Raw genomic sequence first — 14,349 nt, 5'->3', positions numbered from 1 at the left:
CTCGAAGCGGCCGCGTGCTCCCCGGACGCGCACCGCCCGGGGAGCGCACGGGTCAGCGCGTTCCGCGCGGAGCGGGTGGGCGGCAGTGCACGGCGGTGAGCTCGCCTTCGAGCACCGCGGTTCCCGCCGAGTGCGGCACGACGACGGTGTGGCCGCGCCGGAGCTCGGTCGCCGAACCGCTTCCGGCGCGCAGCGTTCCCGCACCGTCGAGAACGATCAGCACGCCGAAGGACGGGTCGAGCTCGAGACCGCCGCGCGGGTGCAGCCGGTCGGCGAGGAAGAACTCGGCCGCGTCCTCGGCGAGCAGGGGCACGCGCGGGTCGTCCTGACCCGCGGTGTGCTTGATGAGCGAGGCGAGGGTCGCGTCGCCGAACCCCGCGCGGTTCACCGTCCGCAGGGCGGTCTCGTGGTCCATGCCGAGGAACGCGCCCTCGGCGTCGGCGAGGAAACCCTGCCACTCCAGCGTGATCGAGAAGTCGGTCGGCTGCTGGAGCTCGACGATGAAGACCCCGGCGCCGATCGCGTGCGGGGTGCCCGCGGGCACGTGCACGGTGTCGCCGGGCTTCACCGGGATCTCGTTGAGGGAGCCCAGCATCGCCGACGAGTCCTGGGTGGCGACCCAGTGCGCGACGGTCTCCGGCGCGACGTCCTCCCGGAAACCCAGGTACACCACGGGGTTCGGCCCGGTGGTGCCGACCACGATCCACGCTTCGGTCTTGCCGAAGCGCGATCCCAGGTGCTGCCGGGCGAAGCCGTCGGAGGGGTGGCAGTGCACGGGCAGCCGCTGCCCGGCGTCGAGCAGCTTGACCAGCAGGGCGGTGCTGTCGCCGAAGTCGCCGACGTGGTCGGCGCCCAGCCACGACTCGGGCGCCGCCGCGACGGCGTCGCGCAGCAGCCTGCCGTCGGGCAGCCGCGACAACCCGGCCTCGGGCTGCCCGAACCGCGTGGTGGTCGAGGCCACCCAGTCCTCGGGGCCGAAGTCGCGGTCGTCGCCGGCACCGCGCAGGGCCGCGATGGACGCGCCGCCCCGGTAGAACTGCTCCGGCTGGTTGGCCGGGAGCACCACCGGGTGCTGGTCAGTGTGGGCAGAAGTCAAGGTGTTACCTCTCCGGAACCTCGGGGCAGCAGCCGCGTGGGCAGGACGTGGCGGCGCGGCGGCGCGGTGTCACCGCCGAGCCGCGCGAACAACAGCTCGGCCGCCGACCGCCCCAGCTCCCGGGTGTCGTGGGTGATCACCGTGATCGGCGGGTCGAGCAGGTCGGCGAGTTCGAAGTCGTCGAACCCGACCAGCGCAGGCCGGTCGGCCCGGCCTGCCAGCACGCGCAACGCCTCGACGGTGATCCGGTTGTTGCCGGTCACCAGGGCGGTCGCGCGCGGGAGCATGAGTTCGAGCGCGGCGCGGACCGTCTCGGTGGTGTGCGGGCCCATCCGCACCAGCGCGGGGTCGAAGGCCACGCCCGCCTGCGCGCAGCCCTCGCGGAAGCCGCGCAGCCGCTCGGCGGCGGTGTGGATCTCGGGCGCGTCGCCGAGGAAGGCGATCGAGCGGTGCCCGTGCGCGGCCAGGTGCCGGGCCGCCAGCGCGGTGCCGCCGACGTTGTCGACCAGCACGGTGTCGGCCTCGACGTTGCCAGCCGGGCGGTCCAGGAAGACCACCGGCGTGCCCGCGTTGATCTCGTGGGCGATGTAGCCCTGCTGGTGCCCGGCGGGAACGACCAGCAGCCCGTCCACCCGGCGCGCGCAGAACTCCAGCACCAGCTCGCGTTCGCGGGCCGGGTCCTCGTCGGACGATCCGGTGAGCACCTGCCTGCCGTGGGCCCTGGCGACTTCCTCCGCCGCCCGGGTGAGCACCGAGTAGAAGGGGTTGGCTACGTCCTCCAGGACCAGCCCGATGGTGCCGGTCTCGGTGCCGCGGCGCAGGTGCCGGGCGCTGAGGTTGCGGCGGAAGCCGAGCTGCTCGATGGCGGTCAGCACGCGCTCGGCGGTCGCCGGGTGCACGCCGCTCTCGTCGTTGACGACGCGGGAGACGGTCTTGATGCTCACGCCTGCCAGACGCGCCACGTCGTTCATCGTGGCGCGCCGGACGTTCCCGGGTTCGGACAACGTTGTCATGGTGGGCGGCATTCCACATCACCCGTCGCGCGCTGTCAATGCCGACGACTGGTCAAGCCGCCTCCCGGAGCATGTTTGTGCTGATGAACGGCGTAATCGTGTGGACTTCGCACTGGACGTGCGAGTTGCCCAGAGGCTCCTCCGCGGTGCTGGCGGCAACCGGCGATCCGACAAGTTCTGACAAGGTTGTCCAACGCGGGATGGAGAACGGTCAAGACCGCCTCCGGGCGCTCCTGGCGCCGCTGATCGGGCTATGCGCGGTGTCGAAACCGGACAGGAACTGCGATCTCCGTTGACCTGGCGGCACCGGCCCGCGACGGTGAGTCGGCTCGACGACGTCGTCGGACACGACGGGAGACGGCGATGGACCCGGTACTGCCCAGGAGTTCGGTACTGCCGAGGAGAAGCGTGCTGCGACTGCTCGGCGGCGCGGCCGTCGCGGGCGGTGCCCTGGCCGCCGGAGCGCCGGTCGCCTCCGCCGCGGCGGAAGGGGACGGCCGGAACTGGAAGCCGGTCGCCGAGGACGTCCGCCGCGAGTTCCTGTGGGCGTGGCGGCAGTACGTGGAGCACGCGCTGGGCGCCGACCACATCAAGCCGATCTCCGGTGGCCGAGAGGACTTCTTCGTGCCGGGCCACTCCGTCGGCCTCAGCGCCGTCGAGGCGGTGGACACGCTGTGGCTGATGGAGGCCGACGAGGAGGTCGGCCAGGCCGTCGACTGGATCACCGGCAACCTCGACTTCGACATCGACGCGCCGTTCCAGGTCTTCGAGACCAACATCCGGATGGTCGGCGGCCTGGCCGCGGCCTACCACTGCACCGGCGACCGGCGGCTGCTGGAGCTCGCCGTCGACGTCGCCGACCGGCTCATGCCCGCCTTCACCGAGTCGCCGACCGGGCTGCCGTACCGCTACGTCAACCTCGCGACCGGCGCGGTCAGCCGCCCGGACACCAACATCGTCGAGGTGGGCACCTACGTCGCGGAGTTCGGCGTGCTGTCCGAGTGGACCGGCGACCGCCGCTACTTCGACGTCGCGAAGGAGGCGATGCGGGTCGTCCACGACAAGCGGACTCCGCTCGGCCTCCTGCCGCACGACATCGACGCCGAAACCGGGCGGTGGCGCAACCGGATCGCCACAGTCGGCCCGCCCGGCGACTCCTACTACGAGTACCTGTGGGACGGCTACGCGCTCTTCGGCGACGAGGAGATGCGGCAATGGTACGACACCCTGACCGACGCGATCCTCGCCCACCAGGCCGAGGAGCACGACGGGCACCTGTGGTTCCCGCAGGTCGACGCGCACACGGGCGCGGTCGCCGACCGCGGGCAGAGCGTGCTGGCGTCCTTCTACGCCGGGCTGCTCGGCGAGTCCGGGCGCGTGGAGCAGGGCCGCGCCTACCACGACGGGTGGAACGCGGCCCAGGACCGGTTCGGCGTGCTGCCCTCGACGCTGGACTACCGCACGATGTCCGCGCCGGACCCAAGCAACGCGCTCCGGCCGGAGTTCGCGGACTCGGCGCTTGCGCTCTGGCTGGCCACCGGCGACGAGATCTTCCGCGAACGCGCGCACACCCACTTCCGCAACATGGTGGCGAGCTCGAAGACCCGGCACGGCTTCGCGAGCCTGACCGACGTCACCGCGAAACCGCCCGCGCAGGAGGACACCTGTCCGGGCTACTGGTGGTCGGAGCAGATGAAGTACTACTGGCTGCTCTTCTCGGGCACCCCGCGCGCGGACTACCGCGAGCTCTACCTGTCCACCGAGGCCAACCTGCTGCGGGGCGCCCGGCGGTCCTGACCCCGCATCCCGGCTCGCGCATACGCTGGGAGGCATGGCTGACCACGTGCAGGTCGTGACAACCGTCGATTCCGAGCAGGCCGCCGCGGAACTGGCGCGCGGGGTGGTCGAGGCCCACCTCGGCGCGTGCGTCCAGGTGGTGCCGATCCGCAGCTTCTACGTGTGGGAGGGCGCCGCCCAGGACGACCCCGAATGGCAGTTGCAGATCAAGACCTCGGCCACCCGGATGGAGGCGCTGGTCGAGCACATCAAGGCCCGGCACTCCTACGACGTGCCGGAGATCATCGCCACCCCGATTATCACGGGCAACGCCGACTACCTGGCGTGGGTCGACCAGGAGACCCGCCCGGCGGTGTGAGCGGCGGCACCCGGCACACTCGGAAGGGGGAATCCTTCTCGAAAGCAGGTGCAGCGTGCCGAGTTCGCATGGCGGTTGGTTCCGGTTGGTCGCGGTCGCGGAGGCGGTGTCCTGGGCGGCGCTGCTGCTGGCGATGGCCGCGAAGTACGGCCTCGGGCAGCCGCTCGGCGTCACCGTCGCGGGCTGGGTGCACGGCGTGGTGTTCACCGCCTACGTGGTGACCTGCCTGGTCGTGTTCAGCCCGCTGCGGTGGAGGTTCCGGGTGCTGGTGCTCGCGCTGGTCGCGTCGGTGCCGCCGCTGGCGTCGGTGTGGTTCGAGCGCTGGGCCCGGCGGCGCGGTCTGCTGGAGCGGCGCGAGTCGCAGGAGCCGACGTTCTGGGGCCGTGTCGGCTACGCCCTGCGAACCCTGAACTGACGCGTGCAGTGCGAAGGGCCTGTCCACGGGTGGACAGGCCCTTCGACGTCGGTGCGGTGCGTCAGCCGCCCGCGCCCGGGATCGGGAACACGGCGCGCTTGTTCGCGTGCTCGCTCAGCGTCCAGACCCGCTTCGACGCGGGGTCGTAGGTCATGTCCTCCGGCCCCTGGATGCCCAGGCCCTCCGTCGCCGGCTTCTCGCCGGCCCGCATCCGGTGCCACGCGCCGGGGGCACCGTTCTCGCTGCTGGTGGTGTAGAAGGTGTCGCCGACCGACACGCCGCCCTGCATCCGGGCGTGCGGCACCCGGTAGGCCTCGGCGGCCTTGACCTTGCCGCCGTCGGCCTTCAGCGAGCCGTCGGCGGCCAGCGGCCAGCGGACCAGCCGCTTGCCGGTGTCCTGGTCGTGGAACTCGCCGGTCACCAGCCTGCCCGACTGGCGGTCGACGCCGATGAACGAGGTGCGCAGCACGTCCTTGCTCGGGGAGCCGCCGTCGCCGTTGCACTTCGAGGCGTCGGAGGGCGACGGCACGCAGTACCGGCCCACCTGCGGGATCACGTACCGGTAGTCGGCGGCCAGCACCTTGTCGCCGTCGACCTTGAACGCCTCGTGCGTCGGGTCGGCCGCGCCCTTCCAGATGTGGCGCAGGTCGAACACCCGCAGCCCGCCCCACGTGTCGGCCACGTAGAGGTTGTCGCCGACCCAGGCGATGCCCCCGGCGTGCGTCTTCACCGGCGCGATGCCGCCGTCGGCCGTCGGCGCGACCAGGATCGCGTGCCGGTACTTCGGCTTCTTCGGGTCGTCGTGGTTGGCGAAGGTGACCCGTACGCCGCGGTCGGCGCCGCCCTTCTCGTACCAGCTCGTGACCAGCGCGCGGTGCCCGTCGACCTTCCCGCTGGGGTCGGCGTCCCACGATGCGGTCAGACCCTGCGGGATCCAGGCCTCGGTGGAGTCGTCGCCCTGGCCCCAGCAGAAGCCCTCGGCTTCGGAGGAACCCGGGTAGGAGCAGCCCTGCCCGCCGGTGCGGTTGGTGTCGGCGAGGACGTCGCCGACCTTGGCGTTGGGCAGCTTCTCGTCGAGCGCGCGCACGCGGTCGGCGTAGGTGTCGTGCTGGTCGTTGAGCGCGAACGGCTCGGCGGAGATCGCCTCCAGCGAGTCGGGGGCGGCGGCCTGGCCGGCGGGCGTGGTCACCGCCGCCGTCGCGACCGCCACTCCGGCGGCGATCAGTGCGGTTCGCAATCGCATGTGGCTCGTCGTCCCTCCAGTGGTGTCCGGACGCCGGGTACTACGGCGTGTTGTGCGGGCTGGGATGCACGCAAGATCAACCGGGGTTCCACCGGACGGCGAGGTGTTTGCGAAAGCGAACGCCAATTCGGGCGCGACGGCAGCAAGGGGACGGAAGCCGCCCGTTCAGGATTCATCCGCGCTTCGGCGCGTGGTCACCCGCGTCGGGCTCAAGATTCATTCGCGCTTGGGCTTGTGGCCGCCCACGCCGGTTCGCGACCCACCCGCGCCGGACTCAGAAGTCGCCCGCGGCGTGCCGGACCCTGCCGAGCAGCTCGGTGAGCTGCTGGGTCTGGCGCTCGGTGACCCCGCGCAGGCCGAAGTCGATCTCGGTCACCGACTCGGTGGCCCGCTTGACCAGGTCGCGCCCCTCGTCGGTGATCTCCACCAGGGTCGTGCGGCGGTCGGTCGGATGCGGCACCCGCCGGACCAGGTCGTCCTGCTCCAGCCGGTCGACGATGTTGGTGACGCTGGTCGGGTGCAGCTGGAGGCGGTCGCCCATCACCCGCATCGGCAGGCTGCCCCGGCGAGAGAAGCTCAGCAGCACCAGCGCCTCGTAGCGGGCGAAGGTCAGGTTGTGCGGGCGCAGCGCGGTGTCCACCGCGGACTGCAGGATCTGCTGGACTCGCATCACGCTGGTGACGGCGGCCATCGTCGTGGACGGGCCGACCCGCTCGGCCCAGAGCTCCGCCGCGCGGGCGATGGGGTCGAAGGGCAGCGGACTACGAGTGCTCATGTTGCTCGACGCTAGCAGCGCGCGGCGGCCCCGTCGGGAAGTGTGGTCTGGCCGCGGGAAGAAAACCGGCCACGATCGGCGCTGCACGGTGCGGATCGTGCGAAGAACCAGAGGTGGAGGAGGAACAGACGTGCTGCTGGCATTCAGCGTGGCTCCGGCGAACTCGGGTGACGGCGTCAGCGAGGCGGTCGCCGCGGCGGTCCGGGTGGTGCGCGACTCGGGTCTGCCATATGAGACGACCGCGATGTTCACCACCATCGAGGGCGAGTGGGACGAGGTGATGGACGTCGTCAAGCGGGCCACCGAGGCGGTGTCCTCGCGTTCGCCGCGCACCAGCCTGGTGATCAAGGCCGACATCCGCCCCGGCTACACCGACCAGCTGCGGCAGAAGGTCGAGCGGGTCAACGAGCACCTCGAGCAGGACTGAGCGCGGACGCCGAAGGGCGGCACCGGCCTGGGCCGGCGCCGCCCTTCGGTGGTGCTGCCGTCGGGACGTCAGCGCTGCTGCGCGTGGTCGACGATCGGGGCGTTGACGCAGCTGGTGGTCTGCTCCGACCCGAGCTTGAGGATGACGCCGACGATGGCGCCGATGTCGTTGCCGCAGGCCTGGACCGGCACGGCGCTGATGTTGTTGTCGTTCACGACGTTGACGCCGTTGTTGTCGACGCTGTCGGCGAAGGCGGGGGCGCCGAGGGTCATAACGCCCACGGCTGCGACGCCGGCGGCTGCGGCGACACGGGTTCCAATACGCACTGTCTTCGTACCTCTCGTTGAACTTCGGGCAGGGAAATCCCGCGCTGGAGTCCCCCGCACGGCCCGCGTGTGATCACGCACGGCTCGCGGGCGAACACGCTCGTTCGCGAGCCCGGTGACTGCTTCGGCGACCAATCCGCCGCGACCTGAGGACTTTCTTCCGATATCACCTGGACGAGTGACATTTGTTCACTGCTTCGACTTGATCTCCGAGTCGCCTCGGCGTGTCGTCGCTGCCCAGTGCGCAACCGTGCAGGCCGGACATGGGGCGCCCAGGCACCGCCCGCCCGGCGTGTCGTGTCAGGATGGAGGTGTGACGAGGCCCGATCCACGCCAGAACGCAGCAATGTCCGCCGCGATGGCGGGTGCAGTCGACCTGTCGGCCCTCAAGAGCAGGGCCGACGCCACCGCACGCGCCGGTGACCAGCAGCCCGCCGCCAAAGGCGAGGCGGGCGCGGCGCCCCCGGCGGGCGGTTCGGTCATCGACGTGACCGAGGCGACCTTCCAGGCCGAGGTCGTCGAGCGCTCCATGCAGGTGCCCGTCGTGGTGGACCTGTGGGCCACCTGGTGCGGGCCGTGCAAGCAGCTCTCCCCGATGCTGGAGCGGCTGGCGGCCGAGGCGGGCGGCAGCTGGGTGCTGGCCAAGATCGACGTCGACGCCAACCCCCGGATCGCGCAGCTGTTCCAGGTGCAGTCGGTGCCGATGGTGATCGCCATCGCGGGTGGCCAGCCGGTCGAGGCCTTCGCGGGGGCGCAGCCGGAGCCGCAGATCCGGCAGTGGATCAACTCGCTGCTGGACGCCATGCGCGACCAGCTCCCCGGTATCCGGGAGGCCGAGGCCGCCGCGGGCGGTGCCGCCCCGGCCGAGCAGGAGGACCCCCGGTTCACCGCGGCCGAGGAGGCGCTCGAGCGCGGCGACTACGCGGCGGCCGAGTCGGCCTACCAGCAGATCCTCGAATCCGAGCCGGCCAACGAGCAGGCCAAGGCCGCGCTGGCGCAGGTGCGCTTCAGCGCCCGCGCCGAGAGCGCCGACCCGTCGGCGGTCGAGCGCGCCGACGCCGCGCCGGACGACCTCGACGCCCAGTTGGCCGCCGCCGACGCCGAGGTCGCGGCCCAGCGGGTCGAGGAGGCCTTCGACCGGCTGGTGCGCACCGTCAAGCGCACCTCGGGCGACGACCGCAACCGCGTCCGCCAGCACCTGGTGGAGATGTTCGAGCTGTTCCCCGACGGCGACGAGCGCGTGACCGCCGCCCGCCGCGCACTGGCCAGCGCCCTGTTCTGACCCCGTGGGGTCTTCCGGGATGCCACGGCAACCCGGAAGACCCACAGGTACGAAAAAAGGTCCCTCCCCGCAGTGGGGAGGGACCTTTCGCGTTCGGAGGTGCTCAGCCGCCGTACTTGGCGCTGCAGGGGGCGAAGCCCTCCTGGAAGCCGACCCGGAACGCCTCCACCCGGGCGAAGCCCGCGGGCACCTGCTCGCCGTTGACGTTCGCCGCGATCAGGCTGTCCTCGCCGAGCAGCGCGGCCACGCCCTCGTCGATGTCGCCGGGGGCGACCCGCAGCTTGCCGACCGGGTTGCGCTGGCCGATCGGGTCCTCGATCAGCAACCCGCTCCACGACCCGACCAGGCAGGCGGTGCGCAGGCCCGCGGCCTCGTCGTCGAGCGAGAGCCCGGCGGCCTTCTGCACCGACAGCGCGTACCTGGACGCGACCTGGGCGTAGGCGGCGAAGTCGCCGTAACCGGTGGCGGCCTCGTCCTGCGCCGGCGGCGTGCCGATCTTGCGCAGTTCCTCCAGGTTCAGCGACACCGTGTTGGTGTCCGGGCAGTAGGCCGCGGGGGTCGTCGCCTCGACACCGCTGCACGCGGTCTGGCTCGTGGTGATCGACGGCGGCTCGGCGCCGGTGTCCTTGAAGACCTCCTGCAGGCTCTTCTCGACGACGTCGATGTTCTCCTGCGAGATGGGCAGGTCGGACTCCTGGCCCTGCTTCCAGAACTCGAACTGGGTGGTCCGCTGCTTGACGTCGGCGGCGTCCATGTCGGCGCAGCGCTTCGCGCCGTCGGAGAAGCCGTACTGGAAGGCGGTGACCCGGTCGAACGAGCTGCCGTGCGCGCTGGTGTCCTTGAAGTCGCTGCCGATCGGGTCGCGGATCGAGCTGAGCACGCCCATCACCTGGTTGAGGCCCTCACCGGTGGAGACCTCGAAGTACTGGGACTCGTCCTCGGCGACGTGCCGGAAGAACGCGCCGGTGAAGCAGTCCGCCTGCTGCTCCAGCACGATCGTCGGGTCGTTCGCCGAGACGATGCCCGCCCGGTGCTGGATGGCGTGGCCCATCTCGTGCGCGATGACCGCGACCACCGACATCGAGCCGAAGCTGCTTTCGAGCTGCGGAAGCAGCCCGGCGCGGTCCCACGCGATCAGGTCGTCGGTGGGGCAGTAGAAGGCGTTGACCAGACCGGCGGTGTTCTCACCGCACACGGTGGCGCCGGGCCCCTCCGAGTCGTAGGAGACCAGTCGCTTGACGGGGTCGAACTTCTTGCCGCCGAAGGCCTTCGGGAACTCCTCGGCCCAGAACTCGTCGACGTCGGCGACGGCGTTGCGGGCGAGCTTGTCCATCTCGCCGTTGTCGGTGCCCTCGACCGGCAGGCTCGACTCCGGCGCGCCCGCCTTCGGGCCGCTGGGTCCGTTGGCGGCGGGCAGTCCGGCCACCGTGTCGGTGGCGAACCCGCCGGGAGTGGTCGGGGTGCCGCTGACCGCCTGCGAGCATCCGGCGACCAGCGCGGCGCACGTGATCACCGCGGTCGTCGTGCCGATGATGCGCCGGCGTCTCCGGTTGCGTGCCGATACCGCTTCCACTGACGTTTCCCATCCCTGCCGAAAAGTCCCGTCGGGCGACGCCGGGTACCGCGCCCGCCTGCGCCCGCAGCAGCCTATCTGGTGGGTCCCCGGCGCCAGGCGGGATCGACCGCATCGGGCGTACCGCCCGCGACGGGTGTCAGCGCAGACCGCAGGCGCCCGGACCGCCGAGCGCGCCTCCGCGGAAGGAGAGGAACCGGTCGAAGCCGGTGAGCGCGTTGACGCCGTCGACGTCGCGCGAGACGCCGTTGCCCGCGAGCAGCACCTCGACCGCCTCGTCGAGGTCGCCGGGGGACAGCGCGGCCCGGCCGGTGTAGGCGCCCGCCAGGCAGGAGACGCGGCGCCCGCCTTCCACGCCGTGCGCGGGCAGGCCCAGGGCGTCGAGCGCGGCGACGGCGTACCGGGACGCGACGAGCGTGGTGATCGCCTGGTCACCGATGTCGTGGTCGAGCGCGGCCAGCGCGGGTTCGTCGACGGCCACCCGCGCGGGGTCGGTGCAGTACTCCACGGCCGTCTCCCCGCATCGCGAGCCCGGGTCGTCGACGACCGGGGGAGCCGACCACCGCGCGCCGCGGCGGCTCACCAGCCCGGTGAAGTAGTCGCGGACGTCCGGCGCGGCCAGCACCTCGGGCACCGGCCGGTTCGGTTCCTCCGGCGCCTTCGCGGGCAGCGCGGGGCTCGGCTGCGCGCAGCGCCCGGGACCTCCGCGGTAGCCGTCCTGGAACGCGGCGACCCGGTCGAAGGCGCTTCCGTGCGGGTCGGCGGCCTGCCCGCCGCCGACCGGGTCGCGGAAGACGGTGAGCGCGCGCATCGCGCCGTCGAGCTGGTCCGGCCGCACGCGCAGGTGCGGGGCGCGCCCGTCGGCCGCCCACCGGACGAACGAACCGGCGTAGCAGTCGGCCATCGCCTCGGTGCGCCGCGGGTCGTCGGTGCCCGCGCCGGAGCGCTGCTGCACGGCGTGGCCGAGCTCGTGGGCGAGCACGACCACGACGGCGGCCTCCCCGTAGTGCTCGCGCAGCACCGGCAGCAGCGCGGTGCGGTCCCAGGCGACGGCGTCGACGGTCGCGCAGTAGTAGGCGTTGCCCTCGACGTCGGCGGCATCGCCCGAGCACGGCGGCGCGGCGGCGCTCGTGTTCGCGGTGTCGACCGAGAAGAAGCCGCCGTCGACCGGCCGCCACGGCCCGCCGAAGGTCGCCGGGTACTGCGCCTTCCAGTACTCCTGCACGTCGGTGACGACGGTGGCCGCGAGCCGGTCGGTCTCGCCGCCGTCGGTTCCGTGCACGAAGGACGGATCGACGGCCCGGACCGCCACGCTCGGAGCCTGCGCGGGAGGCGTCGCACACGCGCCCAGCGCAGCCACCGGCGCGATCAGCGCCGCCAAGAACCGCCGTGCACCCACGGCACCAGCTTCGCATCGCGGTGCGATGTGACGGCGGCGGCATCACCGCACGGCCGCGCGGGTGTCGAGATATGGTCCGCTCCCATGCGAGCCGTCCACCGCTTCACCGTCCGCGCCCACCTCCCGGAGGCGCTGTCCGCGCTGGGCACCCTGGCCACCAACCTCCGCTGGACGTGGCATCCGCCGACGCAGGACCTGTTCGCGTCGGTCGACCCGGAGGTGTGGTCGGCGGTGGGCGGCGACCCGCTGCGGCTGCTGGCGGAGGTGCCCGCGGGGCGGCTCAGCAGGCTCGCCCGCGACGAGGACTTCCTGGCCCGCACCCGCGCCGTCGACGACGACCTGCGCCGCTACCTCACCGTCCCGCGCTGGTACCAGCAGCGCCAGGACGAGGGCGGGCTGCTGCCGGACTCGGTCGCCTACTTCTCCATGGAGTTCGGCGTCGCCGAGGCGCTGCCGAACTACTCGGGCGGGCTGGGCGTGCTGGCGGGCGACCACCTCAAGTCCGCATCGGACCTCGGGGTGCCGTTGGTCGGCGTCGGGCTGCTCTACCGGTCGGGCTACTTCCGCCAGGCGCTGTCCAGCGAAGGATGGCAGGTGGAGCACTACCCGGTTCTGGACCCTCGCGCGCTGCCGCTGGAGACGGTGAACGACCGTGCGGGCTCGCCGGTGCTTGTGCGGGTCGCGATGCCCGAGGGCCGCACGCTGCGCGCGCGGATCTGGAAGGCCCAGGTCGGACGGGTGCCGCTGCTGCTGCTCGACACCGACCTGCCGGAGAACGACGACGACCTGCGCGGCACCACCGACCGCCTCTACGGCGGCGACGCAGACCACCGCATCCGCCAGGAGATCCTGGCCGGGGTCGGCGGCATGCGCGCCGTGCGTGCCTACTGCGAGCTGTCCGGCCACCCGCAGCCCGCGGTCTTTCACACCAACGAGGGACACGCCGGGTTCCTCGGCCTGGAACGCGTGCGCGAGCTCCAGGACGACCACGGCCTGCAGTTCGACGAGGCCGTCGTCGCCGTCCGGGCGGGCACGGTGTTCACCACCCACACCCCGGTCCCGGCCGGGATCGACCGCTTCCCGGTCGACCTCGTGCGCCACTACTTCGGCGACGGATCGCCGCAGGCGCTGGTGCCGGGGGTGCCCACGGAACGCGTTCTGGCGCTGGGCGCCGAGGAGAACCCGGGCATGTTCAACATGGCCCACATGGGCCTGCGGCTCGCCCAGCGCGCCAACGGCGTCTCCCAGCTGCACGGCGGGGTGAGCCGCAAGATGTTCCGCGGCCTGTGGCCGGGGTTCGGGACCGAGGAGGTCCCGATCGGGTCGGTCACCAACGGCGTGCACGGACCGACCTGGTCGGCGCGCGAGCTGGGCAAGCTGCTCGGTGAGTCCGAAATGGACAGCGGGGCCGGGCTGCGCGGCATGGAACCGGTCAGCGACTCGCTGCTGTGGGAGCTGCGCTGCTCGCTGCGCCAGCGGCTGGTCGACGAGGTCCGCCGCAGGCTCCGCCACGCATGGCGGCAGCGCGGTGCCTCCGATCTCGAGCTGGGCTGGTGCGACTCGGTCTTCGACCCCGACGTGCTGACGATCGGCTTCGCCCGCCGGGTCCCGACCTACAAGCGGCTGACGCTGATGCTGCGCGACACCGAGCTGCTCCGGGAGCTGCTGCTCGACCCCGAGCGCCCGGTGCAGGTGGTCGTGGCGGGCAAGTCGCACCCCGCCGACGAGGGCGGCAAGGTGATGATCCAGAAGATCGTCCAGTTCGCCGACCAGGCCGACGTCCGCCACCGCATCGTGTTCCTGCCCGACTACGACATGGCGCTCGCCCGGTACCTGGTGTCCGGCTGCGACGTCTGGCTGAACAACCCGGTGCGCCCGCTGGAGGCGTGCGGAACGTCGGGTATGAAGGCCGCGCTCAACGGCGGCCTGAACCTCTCGGTGCGCGACGGCTGGTGGGACGAGATGTTCGACGGCCACAACGGGTGGGCGATCCCCGACGCCGACGGCGTCACCGACCCGAACCGCCGTGACGACCTTGAGGCCGCGGCGCTCTACGAACTGATCTCCACCCAGGTCGCACCGGCCTTCTACGAGCGCAACACCGACGGCGTGCCGGGCAAGTGGATGTCGATGGTGCGCCACACCCTCGCCACGCTCGGGCCGCGCGTGCAGTCGTCGCGGATGGTGCGGGAGTACGTCGACCACCACTACGCGCCCGCCGCGCGCTCGGCCGCCGCGGTCGCGGTGCAGGGCTACCGCGGGGCGAAGGAGATCGCCGACTACCGCAGCCGGCTCTCCGCGGCGTGGACCTGGGTGCGCATCCACGACACCGAGATGGCCGTCGAGGACGGCGGCACGCCGCTGCTGGGCGGTCAGGTGGTCGTGCGGGCGCAGGTCGACCTCGCGGGCCTGGACCCGTCGGACGTCAACGTCGAGGTCGTGGTCGGCAGGGTCGACGACTCCGACGAGCTGCACGACTTCGTCACCGAGCCGATGGAGCCGACGGCGGAGGGGCACTACTCGGCGACGGTGACCCTGCCGCACGCAGGGCCGGCGGGCTACACCGTGCGGGTGCTCCCGAAGCACCCGCTGCTGTCGGGCCCGGCTGAGCTCGGCAAGGTCGTGCTCGCGGGGGCGTGAGGGGC

The 14,349-nt window shown here is 72.2% G+C and carries 13 protein-coding genes; 6 read left to right on the top strand and 7 right to left on the bottom strand.

All coding sequences use genetic code 11. From position 1 onward, the window contains the following. Positions 1–52: 52 nt before the first annotated feature. A complete protein-coding gene (locus tag SACE_RS29900) occupies positions 53–1,096 on the bottom strand; it encodes a class I mannose-6-phosphate isomerase (protein WP_011874987.1) in 1,044 nt (347 codons plus the stop codon). Then, entirely contained in the window at positions 1,093–2,067 is a 975-nt protein-coding gene (locus tag SACE_RS29895; RefSeq protein WP_011874986.1) for a LacI family DNA-binding transcriptional regulator, read from the bottom strand. The genes SACE_RS29900 and SACE_RS29895 overlap by 4 nt, the downstream gene beginning before the upstream one ends. 450 nt (positions 2,068–2,517) lie before the next feature. Here SACE_RS29895 and SACE_RS29890 point away from each other — a divergent pair, with 450 nt between their 5' ends. Genes SACE_RS29890 through SACE_RS29880 form a run of 3 tightly spaced genes read left to right on the top strand, consistent with a single transcriptional unit; the run spans position 2,518 to position 4,679 of the window. Beyond that, positions 2,518–3,906: a glycoside hydrolase family 47 protein gene (locus SACE_RS29890; protein WP_009944326.1), complete on the top strand. Its 1,389-nt coding sequence runs from the start codon at positions 2,518–2,520 to the stop codon at positions 3,904–3,906. A 34-nt stretch (positions 3,907–3,940) separates the two neighbouring features. Continuing rightward, complete coding sequence (cutA, locus tag SACE_RS29885) at positions 3,941–4,264, top strand: divalent-cation tolerance protein CutA (protein ID WP_009944327.1); 324 nt, start codon at positions 3,941–3,943, stop codon at positions 4,262–4,264. A 55-nt stretch (positions 4,265–4,319) separates the two neighbouring features. Further along, the gene (locus tag SACE_RS29880) at positions 4,320–4,679 is read left to right on the top strand and encodes a DUF3817 domain-containing protein (RefSeq protein ID WP_231849841.1); all 360 of its coding nucleotides are present in this window, start codon (positions 4,320–4,322) and stop codon (positions 4,677–4,679) included. A 61-nt stretch (positions 4,680–4,740) separates the two neighbouring features. On the opposite strand, the gene SACE_RS29875 is transcribed toward SACE_RS29880, so the two are convergent. Both SACE_RS29875 and SACE_RS29870 read right to left on the bottom strand, forming a co-directional pair. Next, complete coding sequence (locus SACE_RS29875; protein ID WP_009944329.1) at positions 4,741–5,922, bottom strand: hypothetical protein; 1,182 nt, start codon at positions 5,920–5,922, stop codon at positions 4,741–4,743. Between the two features lie 274 nt (positions 5,923–6,196). After that, entirely contained in the window at positions 6,197–6,697 is a 501-nt protein-coding gene (locus SACE_RS29870) for a MarR family winged helix-turn-helix transcriptional regulator (RefSeq protein WP_009944330.1), read from the bottom strand. A gap of 130 nt (positions 6,698–6,827) precedes the next feature. Here SACE_RS29870 and SACE_RS29865 point away from each other — a divergent pair, with 130 nt between their 5' ends. Then, the gene (locus SACE_RS29865; RefSeq protein ID WP_009944331.1) at positions 6,828–7,124 is read left to right on the top strand and encodes an MTH1187 family thiamine-binding protein; all 297 of its coding nucleotides are present in this window, start codon (positions 6,828–6,830) and stop codon (positions 7,122–7,124) included. Positions 7,125–7,192: 68 nt separating this feature from the next. On the opposite strand, the gene SACE_RS29860 is transcribed toward SACE_RS29865, so the two are convergent. Beyond that, the gene (locus SACE_RS29860) at positions 7,193–7,396 is read right to left on the bottom strand and encodes a hypothetical protein (RefSeq protein WP_009944332.1); all 204 of its coding nucleotides are present in this window, start codon (positions 7,394–7,396) and stop codon (positions 7,193–7,195) included. A gap of 412 nt (positions 7,397–7,808) precedes the next feature. On the opposite strand from SACE_RS29860, the gene SACE_RS29855 reads away from it, so the two are divergent. Continuing rightward, on the top strand, positions 7,809–8,732 hold the full coding sequence (locus SACE_RS29855) for a tetratricopeptide repeat protein (protein WP_009944333.1): 924 nt from the start codon (positions 7,809–7,811) through the stop codon (positions 8,730–8,732). Positions 8,733–8,835: 103 nt separating this feature from the next. Here the strand turns inward: SACE_RS29855 and SACE_RS29850 are convergent, their stop codons facing one another. Both SACE_RS29850 and SACE_RS29845 read right to left on the bottom strand, forming a co-directional pair. Continuing rightward, a complete protein-coding gene (locus tag SACE_RS29850) occupies positions 8,836–10,245 on the bottom strand; it encodes a neutral zinc metallopeptidase (protein WP_231849839.1) in 1,410 nt (469 codons plus the stop codon). A gap of 199 nt (positions 10,246–10,444) precedes the next feature. Then, positions 10,445–11,704, bottom strand: coding sequence for a neutral zinc metallopeptidase (locus SACE_RS29845; RefSeq protein ID WP_009944335.1), 1,260 nt, complete (start codon positions 11,702–11,704; stop codon positions 10,445–10,447). Between the two features lie 84 nt (positions 11,705–11,788). Here SACE_RS29845 and glgP point away from each other — a divergent pair, with 84 nt between their 5' ends. After that, positions 11,789–14,344, top strand: a complete 2,556-nt coding sequence (gene glgP / locus SACE_RS29840; RefSeq protein WP_021341671.1) for an alpha-glucan family phosphorylase — start codon at positions 11,789–11,791, stop codon at positions 14,342–14,344. The last annotated feature ends 5 nt before the right edge of the window (positions 14,345–14,349 follow it).

Origin of the sequence: Saccharopolyspora erythraea NRRL 2338, from assembly GCF_000062885.1 — a bacterium.
GTDB lineage: Bacteria > Actinomycetota > Actinomycetes > Mycobacteriales > Pseudonocardiaceae > Saccharopolyspora_D > Saccharopolyspora_D erythraea.
The sequence above is the reverse complement of the archived record's forward strand: the minus strand, read 5'-3'. Positions and strand labels throughout refer to the sequence as shown.

Excerpts from the sequence above, each read along its gene's own strand:
- SACE_RS29895 (WP_011874986.1), bottom strand. The coding sequence starts at position 2,067 with ATGAACGACGTGGCGCGTCTGGCAGGCGTGAGCATCAAGACCGTCTCC.
- cutA (WP_009944327.1), top strand. The coding sequence starts at position 3,941 with ATGGCTGACCACGTGCAGGTCGTGACAACCGTCGATTCCGAGCAGGCC.
- SACE_RS29875 (WP_009944329.1), bottom strand. The coding sequence starts at position 5,922 with ATGCGATTGCGAACCGCACTGATCGCCGCCGGAGTGGCGGTCGCGACG.
- SACE_RS29870 (WP_009944330.1), bottom strand. The coding sequence starts at position 6,697 with ATGAGCACTCGTAGTCCGCTGCCCTTCGACCCCATCGCCCGCGCGGCG.
- SACE_RS29860 (WP_009944332.1), bottom strand. The coding sequence starts at position 7,396 with ATGACCCTCGGCGCCCCCGCCTTCGCCGACAGCGTCGACAACAACGGC.
- SACE_RS29855 (WP_009944333.1), top strand. The coding sequence starts at position 7,809 with ATGGCGGGTGCAGTCGACCTGTCGGCCCTCAAGAGCAGGGCCGACGCC.
- glgP (WP_021341671.1), top strand. The coding sequence starts at position 11,789 with ATGCGAGCCGTCCACCGCTTCACCGTCCGCGCCCACCTCCCGGAGGCG.